The organism is Amycolatopsis nalaikhensis (assembly GCF_030264295.1).
Lineage (GTDB): Bacteria > Actinomycetota > Actinomycetes > Mycobacteriales > Pseudonocardiaceae > Amycolatopsis > Amycolatopsis nalaikhensis.
In genome coordinates, this window is sequence record NZ_CP127173.1 from 2,441,030 (window position 1) to 2,458,137 (window position 17,108).

The 17,108-nt window shown below is 70.5% G+C and carries 14 protein-coding genes, 2 tRNA genes and 3 pseudogenes; 6 read left to right on the top strand and 13 right to left on the bottom strand.

The features are described from left to right. Nucleotides 1-87 precede the first annotated feature (87 nt). On the bottom strand, nt 88-726 hold the full coding sequence (locus QP939_RS12060) for an alpha/beta fold hydrolase (RefSeq protein WP_285456831.1): 639 nt from the start codon (nt 724-726) through the stop codon (nt 88-90). 10 nt (nt 727-736) lie between these two features. Continuing rightward, nucleotides 737-1,410 (bottom strand): annotated as a pseudogene (locus QP939_RS12065) (HNH endonuclease family protein). Nucleotides 1,411-1,589: 179 nt separating this feature from the next. On the opposite strand from QP939_RS12065, the gene QP939_RS12070 reads away from it, so the two are divergent. Further along, complete coding sequence (locus tag QP939_RS12070) at nt 1,590-2,633, top strand: tetratricopeptide repeat protein (RefSeq protein ID WP_285456832.1); 1,044 nt, start codon at nt 1,590-1,592, stop codon at nt 2,631-2,633. 59 nt (nt 2,634-2,692) lie between these two features. Next, nucleotides 2,693-3,202, top strand: coding sequence for a hydrogenase maturation protease (locus tag QP939_RS12075; protein ID WP_285456833.1), 510 nt, complete (start codon nt 2,693-2,695; stop codon nt 3,200-3,202). Here QP939_RS12075 and QP939_RS12080 read toward each other — a convergent pair. After that, a pseudogene (locus QP939_RS12080) lies at nt 3,203-4,112 on the bottom strand (LysR family transcriptional regulator). Nucleotides 4,113-4,199: 87 nt separating this feature from the next. Between QP939_RS12080 and QP939_RS12085 the strand changes: the two are divergent. From QP939_RS12085 to QP939_RS12095, 3 genes are all read left to right on the top strand, one after another. Beyond that, complete coding sequence (locus tag QP939_RS12085; RefSeq protein ID WP_285456834.1) at nt 4,200-5,528, top strand: aspartate aminotransferase family protein; 1,329 nt, start codon at nt 4,200-4,202, stop codon at nt 5,526-5,528. 72 nt (nt 5,529-5,600) lie between these two features. After that, complete coding sequence (locus QP939_RS12090) at nt 5,601-6,170, top strand: hypothetical protein (protein ID WP_285456835.1); 570 nt, start codon at nt 5,601-5,603, stop codon at nt 6,168-6,170. Next, nucleotides 6,167-6,370, top strand: coding sequence for a DUF6186 family protein (locus QP939_RS12095; protein WP_285456837.1), 204 nt, complete (start codon nt 6,167-6,169; stop codon nt 6,368-6,370). The genes QP939_RS12090 and QP939_RS12095 overlap by 4 nt, the downstream gene beginning before the upstream one ends. On the opposite strand, the gene QP939_RS12100 is transcribed toward QP939_RS12095, so the two are convergent. The 9 genes from QP939_RS12100 to QP939_RS12140 form a co-directional block, all read right to left on the bottom strand. Next, on the bottom strand, nt 6,367-6,537 hold the full coding sequence (locus tag QP939_RS12100; RefSeq protein WP_285456838.1) for a hypothetical protein: 171 nt from the start codon (nt 6,535-6,537) through the stop codon (nt 6,367-6,369). The genes QP939_RS12095 and QP939_RS12100 overlap by 4 nt on opposite strands. Before the next feature lie 215 nt (nt 6,538-6,752). After that, nucleotides 6,753-8,102, bottom strand: a complete 1,350-nt coding sequence (locus tag QP939_RS12105; RefSeq protein WP_285456839.1) for a cellulose binding domain-containing protein — start codon at nt 8,100-8,102, stop codon at nt 6,753-6,755. After that, on the bottom strand, nt 8,099-9,712 hold the full coding sequence (locus QP939_RS12110) for a glycosyl hydrolase family 18 protein (RefSeq protein WP_285456840.1): 1,614 nt from the start codon (nt 9,710-9,712) through the stop codon (nt 8,099-8,101). The genes QP939_RS12105 and QP939_RS12110 overlap by 4 nt, the downstream gene beginning before the upstream one ends. A 173-nt stretch (nt 9,713-9,885) precedes the next feature. Then, nucleotides 9,886-10,353 carry a hypothetical protein gene (locus QP939_RS12115; RefSeq protein WP_285456841.1) on the bottom strand — a complete coding sequence of 156 codons (468 nt, stop codon included), beginning with the start codon at nt 10,351-10,353 and terminating at the stop codon, nt 9,886-9,888. A 74-nt stretch (nt 10,354-10,427) separates the two neighbouring features. Continuing rightward, a tRNA-Arg gene (locus tag QP939_RS12120) sits at nt 10,428-10,501 on the bottom strand. Nucleotides 10,502-10,547: 46 nt separating this feature from the next. Then, nucleotides 10,548-10,637 (bottom strand) — tRNA-Ser (locus QP939_RS12125). A 65-nt stretch (nt 10,638-10,702) separates the two neighbouring features. Next, nucleotides 10,703-12,418 carry a phosphatidylglycerol lysyltransferase domain-containing protein gene (locus tag QP939_RS12130; RefSeq protein ID WP_285456842.1) on the bottom strand — a complete coding sequence of 572 codons (1,716 nt, stop codon included), beginning with the start codon at nt 12,416-12,418 and terminating at the stop codon, nt 10,703-10,705. A 35-nt stretch (nt 12,419-12,453) separates the two neighbouring features. Beyond that, on the bottom strand, nt 12,454-14,433 hold the full coding sequence (locus QP939_RS12135; protein WP_285456843.1) for an acetoacetate--CoA ligase: 1,980 nt from the start codon (nt 14,431-14,433) through the stop codon (nt 12,454-12,456). A gap of 19 nt (nt 14,434-14,452) precedes the next feature. Then, a complete protein-coding gene (locus tag QP939_RS12140; RefSeq protein ID WP_285456845.1) occupies nt 14,453-15,082 on the bottom strand; it encodes a dienelactone hydrolase family protein in 630 nt (209 codons plus the stop codon). Nucleotides 15,083-15,228: 146 nt separating this feature from the next. Here QP939_RS12140 and hisC point away from each other — a divergent pair. Continuing rightward, nucleotides 15,229-16,294 (top strand): annotated as a pseudogene (gene hisC / locus QP939_RS12145) (histidinol-phosphate transaminase). Here hisC and QP939_RS12150 read toward each other — a convergent pair. After that, nucleotides 16,275-17,048, bottom strand: coding sequence for a sulfite exporter TauE/SafE family protein (locus QP939_RS12150; RefSeq protein ID WP_285456847.1), 774 nt, complete (start codon nt 17,046-17,048; stop codon nt 16,275-16,277). The pseudogene hisC and the gene QP939_RS12150 overlap by 20 nt on opposite strands. Nucleotides 17,049-17,108 lie beyond the last annotated feature (60 nt).

The following is a 17,108-nucleotide window of genomic DNA, read 5'->3' on the forward strand; positions in this document are numbered from 1 at the left end:
GGACAGGACGTTAAATGGCCTGGACCACTCCGTCAATAGGTCTAGACCTCTAAGGTTTTCCGGTACCCGAACGGCGCAGGCGCCCGGTTACAGGTAGCTCACCAGGCGGTCGGCCAGCTGCGCCGGATGGCTCAGCGTCACGCAGTGCGGCCCGTCGATCTCGTCCGGTTCGGCACCGAGGCGCTCGCGGGCGACGCGCCGCTGGAAGTCCGGCGGGAAGAACCGGTCGTCGCGGCAGAGCAGGACGCGCGTCGGCACGTCCGGATGGGCTTCGAGGGGCCACGGCTCGTCCCACTCCTTGCTGGCCTGCTCGCGCCCGTGCGCCTGGCATTCCGCGGCCAGCTCGGCCGAGACGCCGTTGAAGAACTGCTCGGTCTCGCTCAGCCCCTCGGGCGAGGCGAACCCGGTGTTGCCCCACCACTGGCCGGGCGGCTCCCCCGGCGCCGGGATCATCCCGGCCAGGTAGACGAGCAGCCGCGCCCGCAGCTTCGCCGCGACCAGCGACGCGGTGAACCCGCCGTAGGAGTGGCCGACGACGGCGACGTCCTCGGCGTCGCCGAGCGCGGCCAGCACCGTGTCGGTGAACTCGGTCAGCCCGGCCGCCGGGTCGGTGATCGGCAGATCGGGCGCGACGGCGTCGTGGCCGCGGGCGCGCAGCTCCGGCACCAGCAGATGGAAGTCCCAGCCGCTGCCGCCGCCCCCGTGGATCAGCGCGAACGTCGTCATGCGGGCCAGCTCAGCAGCGGCGGAGCATGTCCGTCAAGGCGGTTTTCTCGCCTTCGGTGACGGTGAGGCCGTAGTAGTGCTTCACGACGATCCAGTCGGTCGCGTAGGTGCACCAGAAGGACACCAGCGGCGGCTTCCACTGGTCCGGGGCCTTGTCGCTCTTCTGCTGGTTGACGTTGTCGGTGACGGCGAACAGCTGCGGCCGGGTGAGGTCGTTCGCGAACTGCTCGCGCTTCTCGGTCGTCCACGTCTTCGCGCCGCTCGCCCAGGCCTGGCCGAGCGGGACCATGTGGTCGATGTCGAGGTCGGTCGCCTTGGTCCAGGTCTCGCCGTCGTAGATGCTGGTCCACGTGCCGGACGTCGCCTTGCAGTCCTTGTCGGTCTTGACGTCCTTGCCGTCGCGCTTGAGCACGACCTCGCGGGTGTCGCAGCCGGAGCCCTGGCTGTCCCAGTGCGGGAACTTCTCGCGCGAATAGCCGTCCATGGAGGTCCGCGCGGCGACAGTCAGCTCGCCGAGCTGCTTCTGCGCGTCGGCCGCTCTGACCGGGACCGGAGCCGACGACGGCGGCGGGGTGGCGCCGGCACCCGGCTCGTCACCCAGTAGCCGAAGAGCGCCACCGCGAGGACGGCGACTACCAACAGGGTCCGCTGCGTCACGCTGAGCCGAAAACCGCGGGCCGCCAAGATTTTCTCCTCTCACCTGCGGGTGCGCGCGGCGTAGTGTCGCCTCTGCCGGCCCGGGACAACCGCGCCGACACGACGACCTGGCGCGAATGTGATCTCGCCCACCCACGGCGAGGGATGTCACATCAAGCCGATCTACTGCGACTACCGGAGCAGGACCCAGCCGGAGGGAGCAGCCGATGCCCGGTCGGCTCAAGAAGTTCGACGAGTTTTTCCAGCGCAAAGCCGCCGAGGGCGGCAACGTCGTCGCCATGGCCAGGATGGGCTCGGCGATGCGCGAGCGCGGCGAGCTCGCCGAGGCCGAGTCCTGGTACCGCAAGGCGGCGATGGGCGGCGACCGCGTCTCGATGACGGCGTTGGCGCACCTGCTGGCCGAGCGCGGCGCGCTGGACGAGGCCGAGCGCTGGTACCACGAGGCGGCGCTGGCGGGCGAGCCGCACGGGATGCTGAGCCTGGCCAAGTCGTACGAGCGGCGCGGCAAGCGCGAAGACGCCCAGCACTGGTACGGCGAGGCGGCCCGCACGGGCGACCTGCCGTCGATCGCGGCGCTCGGCCACCTGCTGCGCGAGCAGGGCCGCGGCGAGGAGGCGGAGTCCTGGCTGCGGCAGGCGGCCGAAGCCGGGGTGACGGGCGCGATGATCGACCTGGGCATCGTGCTGCGCGACCGGGGTCAGACGGCGGAGGCGTCGCGCTGGTGGCGCTCGGCGGTGCTGGCGGGCGACCTGGCGGCGGCGTGCCAGCTGGGCAGGCAGGCGGAGCGCCTGGGCAGGCCGGCGGACGCGGAGTCGTGGTACCGCCAGGCGGCGACGGGCGGCAACGTCGAGGCGATCACCAGGCTGGGCCTGCTGCTGCACCGCCGCGGCGACCTCGAGGAGGCGGAGAGCTGGTACCTCGACGCGGCGGAGAAGGGCGACCCGGCGGCGATGACGAACTTGGGCGTCCTGGCCCGCAACCGGGGAGACGAAGGCGAGGCGGCGGCCTGGTACCGCAAGGCGGCCGAGCACGGCAGCATCCCGGCGTTGACGAACCTCGGCCACCTGGCCGAGCACCGCGAGGACTTCGCGCAGGCGGAGCAGTGGTTCCGCAGCGCGGCGGAGACGGGCGACATCCAGGGGATGCTGAGCTTGGCCCGCATGCTGCGCTCCCGAGGAGCGGCCAACGAGGCGGAGCGGTGGCTGGCCCAGGCGGAGCACCTGCAGGACGACCGCGAGCACCGCTTCTGATCTATTGTGTGTCCTGCCTCACAGTTCTAGCCTGAAGGCGCACCCCAGGAGGTTGCGCAATGAGGCCACGAGTCCTGGTCGCGGGGATCGGCAACGTCTTCCTGCGCGATGACGGTTTCGGAGTGGAAGTCCTCAAGGAGCTGGAGCGGGCGGACCTGCCGCCATGGGTCCAGATAGCGGATTACGACATCGCGACGGCCCACCTGGCATACGACCTGCTGGGCGGCTACGACACGACGATCCTGCTGGACGCGACCCCGCACGGACGTCCCCCGGGAACGTTGTCGCTGACGGAGGCGGACACGGAGGACCTGAGCCCGGCGGCGATCGATACGCACGACATGCCCCGTGACGCGGTGGTCCGTCTGTTGCGTCTTCTGGGCGGCGACGCTGGGCGGGTGCTGCTGGTGTGCTGCGAACCGGCGTGTGTCGAGGGCGGGATCGGGTTGTCTCCGGAGGTTGAGGCGGCTGTGCCGGGCGCGGTTCGGGCGGTGATCGACCTCGCCTGGGGAGCCACCCCACGGCTGCCGTCGAGCGCCTCCGTCGGCGAGCTGTCCAAAGTAGACTGATCAGTCCCCCGCCCACTCGGCCAACGCGGGGAGGTCCGGCTGCTGCCGCAGGGCGTCGAGGACCACGTTGACCCCCGCTCTCCTCGGTGTCCCCCGGCGCACCACCGCCGCGATCGTGCGTGTCACCGGTGTCGACAACTCCCGCGTCGCCACGCGATACCGCCTATCCACCGCCAACCCCGGCAGCAACGCGATCGACAGCCCCGCCTCCACGTGCTGCAGCGTCATCAAGTAGTTGCTGAACCGGCACACCACCCGCGGCTCGAAGCCCGACTCGCGGCACAGCCGCAGCGTCAGGTTCGCCATGTACGACTGCGGCATGTCCAGCGCCCACGGCTCGTCCGCGTACGCCGACAACACCGCCGGGCCGCGGGGTGCGTCCGGGGCCGTCACCAGGACGATCGGGTCCGTGGCCAGCGGGACGATGTCCAGGTCCCGGCCCAGCGGCAGCTCGACGAAGTCCGTCGTCGTGATGATCACGTCCGCGTCGCCGCCGCGCAGGGACGGGATGCTCTCGTGCGGCTCCAGCTCCAGGAAGCTCGACCTCCAGGTGCGGGTACGCCGTCGCCAGGCTGGTCACCGCCGGGACCGCCATCGTGTGGATCGCGCTCTGGAACGCGCCCAAGCGGACCAGGCCCACCGGCTCCTCGCCGAGGCTGCGCAGCTCCGCCTCGACCGTGTCCATGTGGTCGAGGATCGCCCGCGCTCGTCGCGCCAGCATCAGGCCCGCCGGGGTCAGGCGGACCCTTCGGCCCGTGCGTTCCAGCAGCTGGGTGCGGGTTTCCGCTTCGAGCACGGCCAGCTGCTGCGACACGCTCGACGCGCTCAGGTTCGCGTCCTGCGCCACCGCGCGGACCGTCCCCAGCGTGTCGAGCCTGCTCAGCAGCCGCAGGCGCCACGGGTTCAGCATCCGCCCATTCTTGTTCGGCGGAACCGAACACGAAAGACAGAATCGTGAGATGGACGTGTCGCTCGATCGGGACTTACCGTCGAAGCCATGGCTGCTCCGACGCTCGCTTCCGACTCGTCCACCTCCTTCTGGGCCGACGCCGACCGGCACCTCGTGCGCTACGGCGGCGCCTTCACCCGCGAGATCATCGACCGCGCCGAAGGCAGCTTCGTCTTCACCGAAGACGGCCGCCGGATCCTCGACTTCACCTCCGGTCAGATGAGCGCCATCCTCGGGCACTCGCACCCGGAGATCGTCGCGACCGTTCAAGAACAAGCGGCCAGGCTCGACCACCTCTTCAGCGGCATGCTGAGCCGCCCGGTCGTCGACCTCGCTCGCCGCCTCGCCGGGTCCCTGCCCGCGCCGCTCGAGAAGGCGCTGCTGCTCACCACCGGGGCCGAGTCGAACGAGGCCGCCATCCGGATGGCCAAGCTCGTCACCGGCAAGCACGAGATCGTCTCGTTCGCCCGGTCCTGGCACGGCATGACGCAGGCCGCCGCGAGCGCGACCTACAGCGCCGGCCGCAAGGGCTACGGACCCGCCGCGCCCGGCAACTTCGCCATTCCGGCGCCGAACGCCTACCGGCCCGACTTCACCGACGCCGACGGCCAGCTCGACTGGCGCCACCAGCTCGACTTCGGTTTCGAGATGATCGACGCGCAGTCCGTCGGGAGCCTCGCCGCCTGCATCGTCGAGCCGATCCTCAGCTCCGGCGGCATCATCGAGCCGCCGCCCGGCTACTTCGCCGCGCTGCGGGAAAAGTGCCGGGAACGCGGCATGCTGCTCATCCTCGACGAGGCGCAAACCGGGCTCTGCCGCACCGGGAACTGGTACGCCTTCGAGCGCGACGGTGTCGTCCCCGACATCCTCACGCTGTCCAAGACCCTCGGCGCCGGCTTGCCGCTGGCCGCGGTGCTGACCAGCGCCGAGATCGAGCAGGAGGCGCACGAGCGCGGGTTCCTGTTCTTCACCACGCACGTCGCGGACCCGCTGCCCGCGGCGGTCGGCAACACCGTGCTGGACGTGCTGACGCGCGACCGCCTCGACGAACGAGCCCGCGACCTGGGCGGCTTCCTCCGACGCGGGCTCGAGGCGATCGCCGGGCGGCACGACGTCGTCGGCGACATCCGGGGCCGCGGGCTGCTGGCCGGGCTGGAGCTGGTCGTCGACCGCGAAACCAAGCGCAGCTCCGACGAGCTGGGTGCGCACGTCACCCGGCGCTGCCTCGAGCTGGGGCTGCACATGAACATCGTGCAGCTGCCCGGGATGGGCGGGGTCTTCCGGATCGCGCCGCCGTTGACCGCGACCGAGGAAGAGCTGTCGCTGGGGCTGTCGATCCTCGACGAGGCGATCGGGGACGCCGTCAAGACGCTCTGAGGGCGGAAACCGCTGGCCGGACGCGGCGTTTTTTGTTAGCAATGACAAGGACCTGTCGCTAAGGAGCTGGCCATGGCTCTCGGCTTCCCCACTCGTTCGGTCACGTTCGACCTGCCGGTCGTCGCCCTCACGCTCGCGGCGGTCGCGCACTGGATCCGGGGCGCGCCGGCGGACGCGCTGATCTTCCTGGCCGTCACGCTGCTGCTCCTGGTCACCGAACGGCCGCGCCCGACCGAGGCCGAGCTCGGGGAGCCGTTCCACGTGCCGGGGTTCGCGGTCGTCGCGGCGGGATTGCTGGTGCTGGCCTTCGGCCGCGACAGCGTGCCGGTGGCGGTCGCGATCTCGGCGATCGGGCTGGTGGCCCTGTTCGCCGAGTGGCGCGACCCGTCGCTGCCCGTCGACCGCCCGGTGCCGCGCCGGGCGTGGCTGTGGTCGGCGGTGGCGCTGGCGTGGTGCGCGTGGGAGTTGCTGTCCTTCGTGTACGAACAGGCGGCGGGCGGGCTGTCGCTGACGCACCCGACGATGAGCGACCTGGTCGACCCGCTCCTGACCAGCCGCATCGTCCAGGCACTGGCCATCACGGGCTGGCTGGCGGCGGGCTTGGCGATGCTGCGCGCGGCGGCGACGGCGAGGCGGTCGTGAGCACCCGGGTCGTGACGGAGCTGGGGTTCGGACTGATCGTCCTCGCGGCGATCGCGCTGGGCGTGGCGAGCCACGTGTGGCCGAAGCGGATCCCGAAGCTGACGAGCGTGCTGGCCGTGGTGATGCGGCGGCGCAGCGCGCGGATCGCGTTCGTGCTGGCCTGGTGGTGGGTCGGGTGGCACTTCTTCGTCGGGCACTAGGCACCCGGTAGCCCCCGCGGCAGGGCCGAGCACATCCAGTTCGACGACCCCATCCAGGCGACGAGGTACGTCTCGCCGGCGCGTTCGCGCTGCGCCACCTTCAGGCACCCGCCCGGTACCAGCTTCCGGGTTTCGGTGCGGAAACCGTCGGCGAACGGGTCACCCAACGCGCTTCTGCCGATCCGAACCCCAGGACGACGCTGAGCAACCATGCTGCTTCGGTGTGCTGGTAGACCGAGACCACGAGCCGATCGGCCTCGTAGGAGCAGGGGCGTGTCCGCTGCCGCGAGGATCTTCCCCGCCATCCCGCGAGCCACCTGATACGCGAACGGCCTCCTTGCCGGCCCGGGGAGCCGGCAAGGAGGCCGCTTTCACGACGACGTCAGAAGCCCGCCGTCACCTTCGTGAAGTCCCAGTCGTTCTGGGCGATACCGCTGCACGCCGACTGGACGCCGCCGCCGGGGCAGCCCCGGTCGCGGTTGACCGACCAGAACGCCAGGCGGGCGATCTTGTTCGACTTGGCCCAGTTCGTGATCTGGGTCCACGTCGACAGGTCCGTCAGCTCCTGCTGGTCGGACAGCCCGTTCATGCCCGAGATGCCCAGGTGCGCGTACGCCGTGGCGTCGCTCCAGCCGAACGTCGACTTGAGCTTGTCCCGCAGGCCGTTCGCCGCGCTGACCGTGCTGTTGTACATGTTCGCGCCGCCGCCGAAGTCGAACGGCATGATCGTGTACACGTCCACGTTCGCGCCCAGGGCCTTCGACTGGTCGATGAGCCGGTTGCCGTAGTAGTTGGGGCCGGTCGTCGACGTGCCGAACGTCAGGATCGTCTGGATCCCCGGGTTGTTCTGCTTGACGATCTTCAGCGCGCCCAGGATCCGGTCCTGCACGGCCTCGTTCTCGAACTCGTCGGAGTTCTCGATGTCGATGTCGATCGCCTTCAGCCCGTACGCGTTGATCACCTGCTGGTAGGCACCGGCCAATGCCGCCGGCGTCGAGCAGTTCGGCCCGAGCTTGTTGCCACTCCAGCCGCCGAACGACGGGACGACCTGGCCGCCCGCCGCCTTGATCTGCGCGATCGCGTTCGCGTCCGCGCTGCCCGAGAGCGGACGGCTGCTGTCCCACGCCGGGTTGCAGCCACCGCTGGCGTTGATGAACGCCATGGTGAACCACTTGATCCCGGTCGCGTTCATCACCGTCTGCGGGTTCGGCGGGCTGCCCCAGCCCATGTACAGGTACGGCGCACCACGGCCACCCGGCGGGGGCGGTGTGGTCGTCGTCGGCGGGGTCGTCGTCGTAGGAGGCGTCGTGGACGTGGGGGGTGTGCCCCCGGCGGAGCAGGAACCCCCGTTCAGCTTGCAGTTCGACGGCGCGACGTACGAGCCGGAGTACGCCACGTTGAAGCCGAAGCTGGCGCTACCGCCGTTGGCGACGTTGCCGTTCCACGTGTTCTTCACCGTGACGTGCTGGCCGGACGCCGTGTAGCTGCCGTCCCACAGCGACGAGATCTTCGCGCCGCTCGGCAGGTCGAACTCCACCGTCCACGACGGCAGCGTCGAGCCCGAGCCGTTGGCGATCGTGTACTTGCCTTCGTACCCGGTGCCCCAGTCGGAGCCCTTCGAGAAGGTCGCGGACACGCCGCCCGCCGCGTTCGCCGGGGCGATCACGAACATCGCGCCGATCGTGGCGGCCGCGGCCGCCAGCCCGAGTGCGGGCAACCACCGGCGCCTCATGACAGGCCGTTCTTCATCGCGGTGATGAGCTCGCCGCCCGTGGTGTCGCCGGTCAGCTCCCAGAAGAAGGCGCCGCCGAGACCCTGCTGCTTGGCGTAGGACATCTTCCCGCCGATGGTCGCCGGGGTGTCGTAGCTCCACCAGTTGCTGCCGCACTTGGCGTACGCGGTGCCGGCGATCGTGCCGGTCGACGGGCAGCTGTTCTTCAGGACCTTGTAGTCCTCGATGCCCTGCTCGTACGTGCCGGGTGCCGGCCCGGTCGCGGTGCCGCCCGGGGTGCTCTGCGAGACGCCGGTCCAGCCGCGGCCGTAGAAACCGATGCCCAGCAACAGCTTGCTCGACGGGACGCCCTTGCTCTTCAGCTTCTGGATCGCGGCGTCGGAGTAGAACCCGGCGGTCGGGATGCCGGAGTACGACGTGAGCGGCGAGTGCGGAGCCGTCGGGCCCTGCGCGGCCCAGGCGCCGAAGTAGTCGTAGGTCATGACGTTGAACCAGTCGACGTACGGCGCGGCGCCCGCGTAGTCGGCGACGTCGAGCTTGCCGCCGTTGCTGCCGTCGGCGGAGATGGCCGAGGTGATCAGGAACGACGAGCCGAACTTCGCCCGCAGCGCGGACATCAGGTTCTTGTAGGCCGCGGCACCGCTGGTGTCACAGGAAAGGCCGCACGCGTTGGGGTACTCCCAGTCGATGTCGATGCCGTCCCAGATGTCCGCCCAGCGCGGGTCCTTCAGCAGGTTGTAGCAGGACTGCGCGAACGCGGCGGCGTTCTGCGACGCCTGCCCGAAGCCGCCGGAGTAGGTCCAGCCGCCGAACGACCAGATCACCTTGAGGCCCGGGTGCAGCTTCTTCAGCTTGCGCAGCTGGTTGAAGTTGCCCGCGACCGGCTGGTCCCAGGTGTCGGCGACGCCGTCGACGCTGCCCGCGGCGTCGTAGGTCTTCTGGTAGTCGGCGTACGGGTCGTCGTTCGCCGAGCACTGGCCGTTCGTGACGTTGCCGAAGGCGTAGTTGATGTGGGTCAGCTTGCTGGCCGAGCCCGAAGTCTCGATGTTCTTGACATGGTAGTTGCGCCCGTAGACGCCCCACTGCACGAAGTAGCCGACGTTCTTCATGCTGCCGGTCTGCGGCGGCGTGGTGGTCGTCGGCGGGGTGGTGGGCGTGGTCGGGATGGTGGTCGGCGTGGTCGGCGTCGTCGTCGGAGTCCCGCCGCCGGCGTCGCAGGAGCCGCCGTTCAGCTTGCAGTTCGCGGGCGCGGAGTAGGTGCCGGAGTAGGCGACGTTGAAGCCGAAGCTCGCGGTCGAGCCGTTGCCGACGTTGCCGTTCCAGGTGTTCTTGACGGTGACGTGCTGGCCGGACGCGGTGTAGCTGCCGTCCCACAGGGACGAGATCTTCGCGCCGGACGGGAGGTCGAACTCGACCGTCCAGGCGGCGAGCGTCGAGCCTGAGCCGTTGTTGATCGTGTACTTGCCTTCGTAACCCGTGCCCCAGTCGGAGCCCTTCGTGAAGCTGGCGCTGACGCCACCGGCGGCGCTGGCCGGCACGGTGACGAGGCCGACCGCGAGCGCGCCGACCGCGGTGAACAGACCGAGGAGGTGCCATCTCTTTCTGGACATTGCTCTCCCTTGAGCCAGTACGGGACGGCGCACACCGCAGGCGGGGACCAGGTGTTTCGCGCCGTTTGCGAAGACACTACGTGGTCCAGACCAATTACGGAAGAGAGACCACGGAGAGTGCCGGGCACCGGCGAACCGGGCCCGTTCACTGGTCCAGTCCAGTTACGGAAAGCTCATTCCCTCGGCCGCACGGCGTGCTGGTTGCGGACCGCGGTCAGTTCCTGTCCGTCCCGCCGGTACCGAACCTTCGCCCACCACAAGCCGTCTTCGCGGGGCGCCGCTTCCCACGAGAGGTGGCCCGGGTACCACTGGTCGCCGTCACGGACGAGGCACGGCTTGGGTGCCGACGCCGGGGCCACGGCCGGCAGGCGGCGAGCCGACCACGCCGGGTCGCAGCAGTACTCGCACGGCTCCAGCGTTCCCGGACGGACACTCGCCCACGCGACCGGCACCGCCTCGTGCGTCTCGCGGCCACGGGCGGCGGCGAAGCGCTGGCCGCGCCGGAGCCAGTCGCACGTCGGGTCGTTGTGGTAGGCCGAACCACCGCGGGTGCGGTAGCCGTGGGGACGCACCCCGGGTGGCGGCGGCAGGCAATCGGCGCACTGGCCTTCCGGCAGGTCGTGCTTGCACCGCGAGTCCATGAGAGCACCGTAGGACAGCGAGAAGCCCCGCCGTTTCCGGCGGGGCTTCTCGGTACTGCTGTCTCAACCAGACGTGCGCCCGAAGGGATTCGAACCCCTGACCTTCTGATCCGTAGTCAGATGCTCTATCCAGCTGAGCTACGGGCGCGTGTTCAGTTGTTCTCTAACCTAGCACCCGGCGAACCGGGCACCAGCGGAGGCTCCGGGATTTGAACCCGGGAGGGGGGGTTACCCCCAACCGCATTAGCAGTGCGGCGCCATAGACCAGACTAGGCGAAGCCTCCTGGGCCCAACGACCACTGCTCAGATAGGTTACACACCCCCCGATCACCCCCGAACGGCACCCCCCTCAGGCGCGTCGCAGCAGCCTGAGCAGGCGTGGAGAGCGTCCGCCGAGGCCCTCCGCCTCGAACGTCGCGATGCCCACCCGGGGTAACTCGCGGACGCCCGGGTAAACCAGGTACCGGGGTACCCAGCGCGGCTGGAACTTGGCGTTGAACTTGTACAGCGTCTCGATCTGGATCCACCGCGAAAAGAAGTGCAGAACCTTCGCCGCCGACTTGGCCACCGGGCCCGCGCCGATGCGCTGCCCCTGTTCCATCAACGCGCGGAACGCCGCGAAGTTCAGCGACACCTGCGAAATCCCGTGGCGGGCCGCCGCCAGGAGGAGCTCCGAGATCATCAGCTCGTTGACGCCGTTGTCGGCCGCTCGGTCGCGCCGCATGACGTCCAGGGACAGCCCCCGCGAACCCCACGGGACGAACTGGAGCACTCCGCGGACGCGGCCGCCCTGTTCGGCCGTCACCAGGACCGAACCCGGGTCGCCCATGCGGCCGAGCGCCATCGAAAACCCGCGCTCGGTGTCCGTGCCGCGCCAGTTCGCGGCCAGTGCCTCCAGCTCGGCCAGCTCGCCCGGGCGCAGGTCCTCCGAGCGGCGCACCAGGACCTTGTAGCCCGCCCGCTTGGTGCGGGCCGCGGCCTGGCGGACGCCGCGCATGATGCGGCCCTCCAGCGTGAACCCGGCCGTGTCGACCACGGCTTCGTCGCCGATCTCCAGCACCTCCAGGCCGAACCGGGCCCAGACCGTCGCGCCCAGCTCGGACACGCCCATCGCCGCCGGGACCCAGCCGTTTCGGCGGCAGACCTCCAGGTACTCCTCGATCGCGCCCGGCCACGCCTCGTGGTCGCCCAGCGGGTCGGCCGAGCACAGCGCGACCCCGGCGATGACGCGGTAGGTGACTGCCGCCTTGCCCGTCTTCGAGAACACCGCGAACTTGTCGCGGCGCAGCGCGAAATACCCCAGCGAGTCCCGCTCGCCGTGCTCGTCCAGCAGCTTGCGCAGGCGGTCGACCTCGTCGTCGGTCAGCCGCGGCGCCGGCTCGGCCGAGCGCAGCAGGAAGTACGCCGAAACGAGCACCGCGGCGAGGCCGAACAGCAGGCCGACCGCCGCGGTCATGTCCTCCAGCCACATCTGGTGGAAGACCGCGGGCCCGCTGACGCCGACGAGCGCGAGCGCGGACTCCGCCAGCCGGTCGGCGAAGCTCATCGGCTCCAGGACGGCGCGCGAAGCCACCGACAGCAGGATGACGTTGATCACGAACCCGGCCAGCGCCAGCTGCAGGAACACGCGTACCGCGCGCCAGCGCCCGACCACCGGGTCCGGCTTCGCGACGAAGAACCGCCGGTTCGCGATCAGGCCCACCAGCAGCACCACCGACACCAGGCCGGCGCCGAAGACGTGCTTCAACCCCAGGTGCGACACCGTGAGCAGCACCGTCGCGCCGACCGCCAGCTGCCAGGCCCGGCGCTTGCGACGGCGCAGTCCCGCGGCCAGCAGCACCAGCAGCACACCGGTGACCAGCGCCACGGTCGCCGCCGCGACGGTCGCCTCCTGCGGCAGCTCCAGCCACTCCGACAGGTGGCCGCGCAGGTTGCGCCGCCCGGCGGGCACCAGGACCGACACCAGCGTCATCAGTCCGGCCAGCCGGGTCACCCAGGTGATCACCCCCACGGTGGTGGCCCCCGCCACCTGCCAGGTGATCTGCGCGCGTGTCCCCGTCACCACCCGTACAACCCGTTGCGGACGATCATGCTTCCCCTCTATCCCCCGGCGAGCTCCACGAACGGTGTCAACGCCGCCGGGTTCGCCAGCGCGTCGCGGCTGACGGCCCGGTCGGGAGCCACCCCGGCGAGGATCTTCTTCACCGGTACCTCACACTTTTTACCGTTCAGCGTCCGGGGAATCTCCGAAACCACGACGAACCGATCGGGTACATGCCGCGGTGACAGCGCGCTACGGAGCTCCTTCCGCAGCGCCGGCTCGACGTCTTCGAGCCGGACGCCGTCGGCGAGCACCACGAAGCAGATCAGCTGACCGTCCTCGTTCCCGGCCGCCGAGGTGTCCACGACCAGCGAGTCCGCGATCTCGTCGTAGCCCTCGACGACCCGGTAGAACTCCGCCGTACCCATCCGGACGCCGCCGCGGTTGAGCGTCGAGTCGCTGCGGCCGTAGATCACCGCCGAGCCGCGGCTGGTGATCCGGATCCAGTCGCCGTGGCGCCACAACCCGGGGTACATCTCGAAGTACGCCTCACGCAGGCGCGAGCCGTCCGGGTCGTTCCAGAAGAACACCGGCATCGACGGCATCGGCTTCGTGATCACCAGCTCGCCGACCTCTTCGACGACGGCGTTGCCCGCCTCGTCGAACGCGTTCACCGCGGCGCCCAGCGCGGGGCAGGACAGCTCGCCGAGCCACACCGGGACGTCCGGGGCCGACGCGACGAACGCCGCGCACAGGTCGGTGCCGCCGGACACCGAGCAGATCTGGACGCCCTTCCCGACCTCGTTCACGATCCACCGGAAACCCTCGACGCTCAGCGGCGCCCCGGTCGAGCCGAGCGCGCGCAACGCCGTGAGGTCGTAGCGCTCGGCGGGCTTGATGCCTGCCTTCAGGCAGCTCTGGATGAACGGCGCCGACGTCCCGAAGTACGTGACGCGGTGCTGCTCGGCCAGGTGCCAGAGCGCGTTGAGGTCCGGGTAGCCGGGGCTGCCGTCGTAGAGCACGATCGTCGTGCCGACGAGCAGGCCGGAGATGAGGAAGTTCCACATCATCCAGCCGGTGGTGCTGAACCAGAAGAACCGGTCGCCGGGCCCGAGGTCGGTCTGCAGCGCGAGGGCCTTGAGGTGTTCCACGGTGATGCCGCCGTGGCCGTGCACGATGCCCTTCGGCAGGCCGGTGGTCCCCGACGAGTAGAGCACCCACAGCGGGTGCGCGAACTCGACCGGCTCGAACAGGAGCTGCGCGCCCTCGTGCTCCGCGAGCAGCCCGGCCCAGTCGAGCGTGCCGTCCATCCGGCCTTCGCCGACGTACTGGACGAGCACGGTCGCCGCCAGCGAGGACAGCTTCCGCTGCAGGTCGGTGATGGTTCCCCGGATGTCGAACTGGCGGCCGTTGTACGCGTAGGCGTTGACGGCGAAGAGCACCTTCGGCTCGATCTGCACGAAGCGGTCGGCGATCGCGCGGACGCCGAAGTCCGGCGAGCACGACGACCAGATCGCCCCGATGCTCGCCGCGGCGAGGAACGCGACCAGGGTCTGCGGGCAGTTCGGCGCCAGCGCGGCCACCCGGTCGCCCTTGCCGACGCCCAGCTCGAGCAACGCCGCCCGCGCGGCGGCGACCTGCGCCCGGAGCTCGCCGTACGTCAGGTGGTCCGCGAAGCCGTCTTCGCGGTGGAAGATCACCGCGGTCTCGTCGTCGCCCTTCGTGGCGCCCGCGACGCCGGGGGTCAGCGCGTGCTCCGCGTAGTTCAACGTGCCGCCCTCGAACCAGACGGCGTTCGGCATCTCGCCGGAGAGCACCTCGCCCGGCCGGTCGTGCCAGCGGACGCCGAGGAAGTCCGCGACCGCCGCCCAGAAGTCCGGGCCGCGTTCGACCGAGAACTCGTGCAGCGCGCGGTAGTCGTCCACCTCGACGCCGCGCTCGGCGCGCAGCCACTGGCGGAAGGCTTCGATCTTGGTGTCGGCAACGTGGCTCGGCTCAGGGCGCCAGAGCACTTCGGGGGCGTCGGCGGTGTGCGTCACGTCACGAGGGTAATCCCGCCTACCGCAGGTGCGCGTCGAACCAGTTCAGGGTTCGCTGCCACGCCTCGGCCGCCGCGCCGGGGTCGGCGTCGAAGCGGTGGTTCGCGCCCGGGTAGTGGACGACGTTGGTGGCGACCTTCGCCGACGCCGCCGCGTCGCGCAGCCGCTCGACCTCGGCGCCGCCCGCCTCGTCACCCGCGTCGCCGTACATGCCGAGCCACGGGCTGGTGACCCGCCCGGCGATCTCGACCAGCGCGGGCAGCTCGACGGCCTGCTGGCCGCCGACGCTGACCGCGGCGCCCAGCTTGCGGTGCGAGGCGACGACGAGAGCCGCGGTGCCGCCCAGGTCGAAGCCCATCACCCCGAGCAGGTCGGCCTGGACGCCGCGCTCGACGAGCCAGGCGAGTGTGATGTCCGTCGCGTCGAGCAGGTCCTGCTGCGTCAGGCGGGCGTTCTCGAGGTGCGGGGTCACGGTGAGCCAGCCCTCGGTGGCGAGGCTCGCGAGCAGCAGCTTCACGCCGTCGGTGACCCCGTCCGCCTCGTGCAGCACGACCAAACCGCCGCGTAGCGCGCCTTCGGGCTCCGAGAAGGTCAGGCGCAGGGCGCGGCCGTCGGTGCGCTGGTAGTCCACGGTGCTGGTCGACGTCATGGCGTCACTCAATCACTTGGAGGTGAACGGGAGGAACCCATAGTGGCACCTCGGCCCGGCACATACCGCCTGAAGGGAGTCGCGGGGCGGCGGGCGGAAAAGATACGGTGGCCGGGTCGTCCCGTCGATTTCCAGGAGCGCCGAAGATGCCGTCCGTGTCCCCGCGTGCCGATCTCGAATCGTTGCCGAAATACGTCCCCGGCCGGACGATCGAAGGCGCGATCAAGCTGGCGAGCAACGAGGTGCCCGGCGGCGCGCTGCCGAGCGTCGCGGCGGCGATCGCCGAGGCCGCGGCCGGCATCAACCGCTACCCCGACACCGGCTCGCAGGCCCTGCGCGAGCGGCTGGCGCGCGAGCTGGACGTGCCGGTGGCGCACGTCGCCATCGGCTGCGGCTCGGTTTCCCTCTGCCAGCAGACGATCCAGGCGGTGTGCGCGCCCGGCGACGAGGTCATCTTCGGCTGGCGCTCGTTCGAGGCGTACCCGATCGTCACGCAGGTCGCGAACGCTGTCTCGGTGAAGGTCCCGATCACCGAGGGCCAGGAGCCTCGACCTCGACGCGATGCTGGCGGCGATCACCGACCGCACGCGCGTGGTGTTCGTCTGCAACCCGAACAACCCGACCGGGACGGCCGTGCGCCGCGCCGAGCTGGAGCGGTTCCTGGCGGCGGTGCCCGAGCACGTGCTGGTCGTGCTGGACGAGGCGTACAAGGAGTTCGTCACCGATCCCGAGGTGCCCGACGGCGTCGAGTACACCCGCACGCGCCCCAACGTCATGGTGCTTCGCACGTTCTCGAAGGCGTACGGCCTCGCGGGGCTTCGCGTCGGTTACGCCGTCGCGCCCGAGGCGATCGCGGACGCGCTTCGCCAGGTGTACGTCGCCTTCTCGGTGAACATGCTGGCCCAGGTCGCGGCGCTGGCGTCGCTCGACGCGGCGGACGAGCTGCTGGAGCGCTGCAAGGAGATCGTCGCCGAACGCGGCCGGGTCCGCGACGAGCTGATCGCGGCGGGTTACCAGGTGCCGGAGACGCAGGCGAACTTCGTCTGGCTGCCGCTCGGGGACCAGGCCGTGCCGTTCGCCGAGCACGCGCTGGACCGCAAGCTGGTGGTGCGCCCGTTCGCCGGCGACGGCGTCCGCGTGACGATCGGCACCCGCGAGGAGAACGACCTGTTCCTCGCCGCGGCGCGCGAGTTCAGTCCGCGAACTGCTTGACCACCAGCTCGATGACGGCGGCGACGCCGATCACCACGATGACGCCGCGCAGCACCGCCGGCGGCAGCTTCCGGCCGATCTTCGCGCCGAGGAAGCCGCCGGCGGTGGAGCCGACGGCCAGCCAGAGGACGACGGGCCAGCTGATCGGCGCCACGAAGGCGTAGATGACCCCGGCGACGACGTTGACGACGGCGGCGAGCACGTTCTTCACGCCGTTGAGCTTCTGCAGCGGCTCGCTCAGCAGCATCCCCATGACGGCCATGAGCATGACGCCCTGCGCGGCGGTGAAGTACCCGCCGTAGACGCCGATGAGGAAGATGAAGAACATCAGCAGCGGCCCGGGCTTGTGCTCGGTGCCGTTCTGCTCGCGGCGCTCGGCGACCCACTTCGACACCCGCGGCTGCACGATCACGAGGACGACGGCCAGCCCGACGAGCACGGGCACGACGGCTTCGAAGGCGTCCTTCGGCAGCGAGAGCAGCAGGACGGTGCCGCCGATGGCCCCGAGGAAGGACGCGACGGCGAACTTCGCGGTCTGCGGCCAGTAGCCCTTGAGCTCGTGCCGGTACCCCCAGGCCCCGCTGAGGGTGCCGGGAGCGAGCCCGATCGCGTTGGACGTCGTCGCGGTCACCGGCGGATAGCCGAGCGCGACGAGAACGGGGAAGGTCACGAGGGTCCCCGACCCGACGACGGCGTTGATGGTGCCCGCCCAGATCCCGGCGATCACCACGATCACCGCGTGCCACCACGTCATGAAGCACTCACGTGCGGAGCCTAAGCATCGGCGGCCGGGCGCCGCGACGTGGACGGCTCA

What these genes read in the sequence shown, in the direction of transcription:
- QP939_RS12150 (WP_285456847.1), bottom strand. Translation starts at nt 17,048, where the DNA reads ATGACGTGGTGGCACGCGGTGATCGTGGTGATCGCCGGGATCTGGGCG.
- QP939_RS12140 (WP_285456845.1), bottom strand. Translation starts at nt 15,082, where the DNA reads ATGACGTCGACCAGCACCGTGGACTACCAGCGCACCGACGGCCGCGCC.
- QP939_RS12075 (WP_285456833.1), top strand. Translation starts at nt 2,693, where the DNA reads ATGAGGCCACGAGTCCTGGTCGCGGGGATCGGCAACGTCTTCCTGCGC.
- QP939_RS12115 (WP_285456841.1), bottom strand. Translation starts at nt 10,353, where the DNA reads ATGGACTCGCGGTGCAAGCACGACCTGCCGGAAGGCCAGTGCGCCGAT.
- QP939_RS12110 (WP_285456840.1), bottom strand. Translation starts at nt 9,712, where the DNA reads ATGTCCAGAAAGAGATGGCACCTCCTCGGTCTGTTCACCGCGGTCGGC.
- QP939_RS12105 (WP_285456839.1), bottom strand. Translation starts at nt 8,102, where the DNA reads ATGAGGCGCCGGTGGTTGCCCGCACTCGGGCTGGCGGCCGCGGCCGCC.
- QP939_RS12090 (WP_285456835.1), top strand. Translation starts at nt 5,601, where the DNA reads ATGGCTCTCGGCTTCCCCACTCGTTCGGTCACGTTCGACCTGCCGGTC.
- QP939_RS12070 (WP_285456832.1), top strand. Translation starts at nt 1,590, where the DNA reads ATGCCCGGTCGGCTCAAGAAGTTCGACGAGTTTTTCCAGCGCAAAGCC.
- QP939_RS12060 (WP_285456831.1), bottom strand. Translation starts at nt 726, where the DNA reads ATGACGACGTTCGCGCTGATCCACGGGGGCGGCGGCAGCGGCTGGGAC.
- QP939_RS12085 (WP_285456834.1), top strand. Translation starts at nt 4,200, where the DNA reads ATGGCTGCTCCGACGCTCGCTTCCGACTCGTCCACCTCCTTCTGGGCC.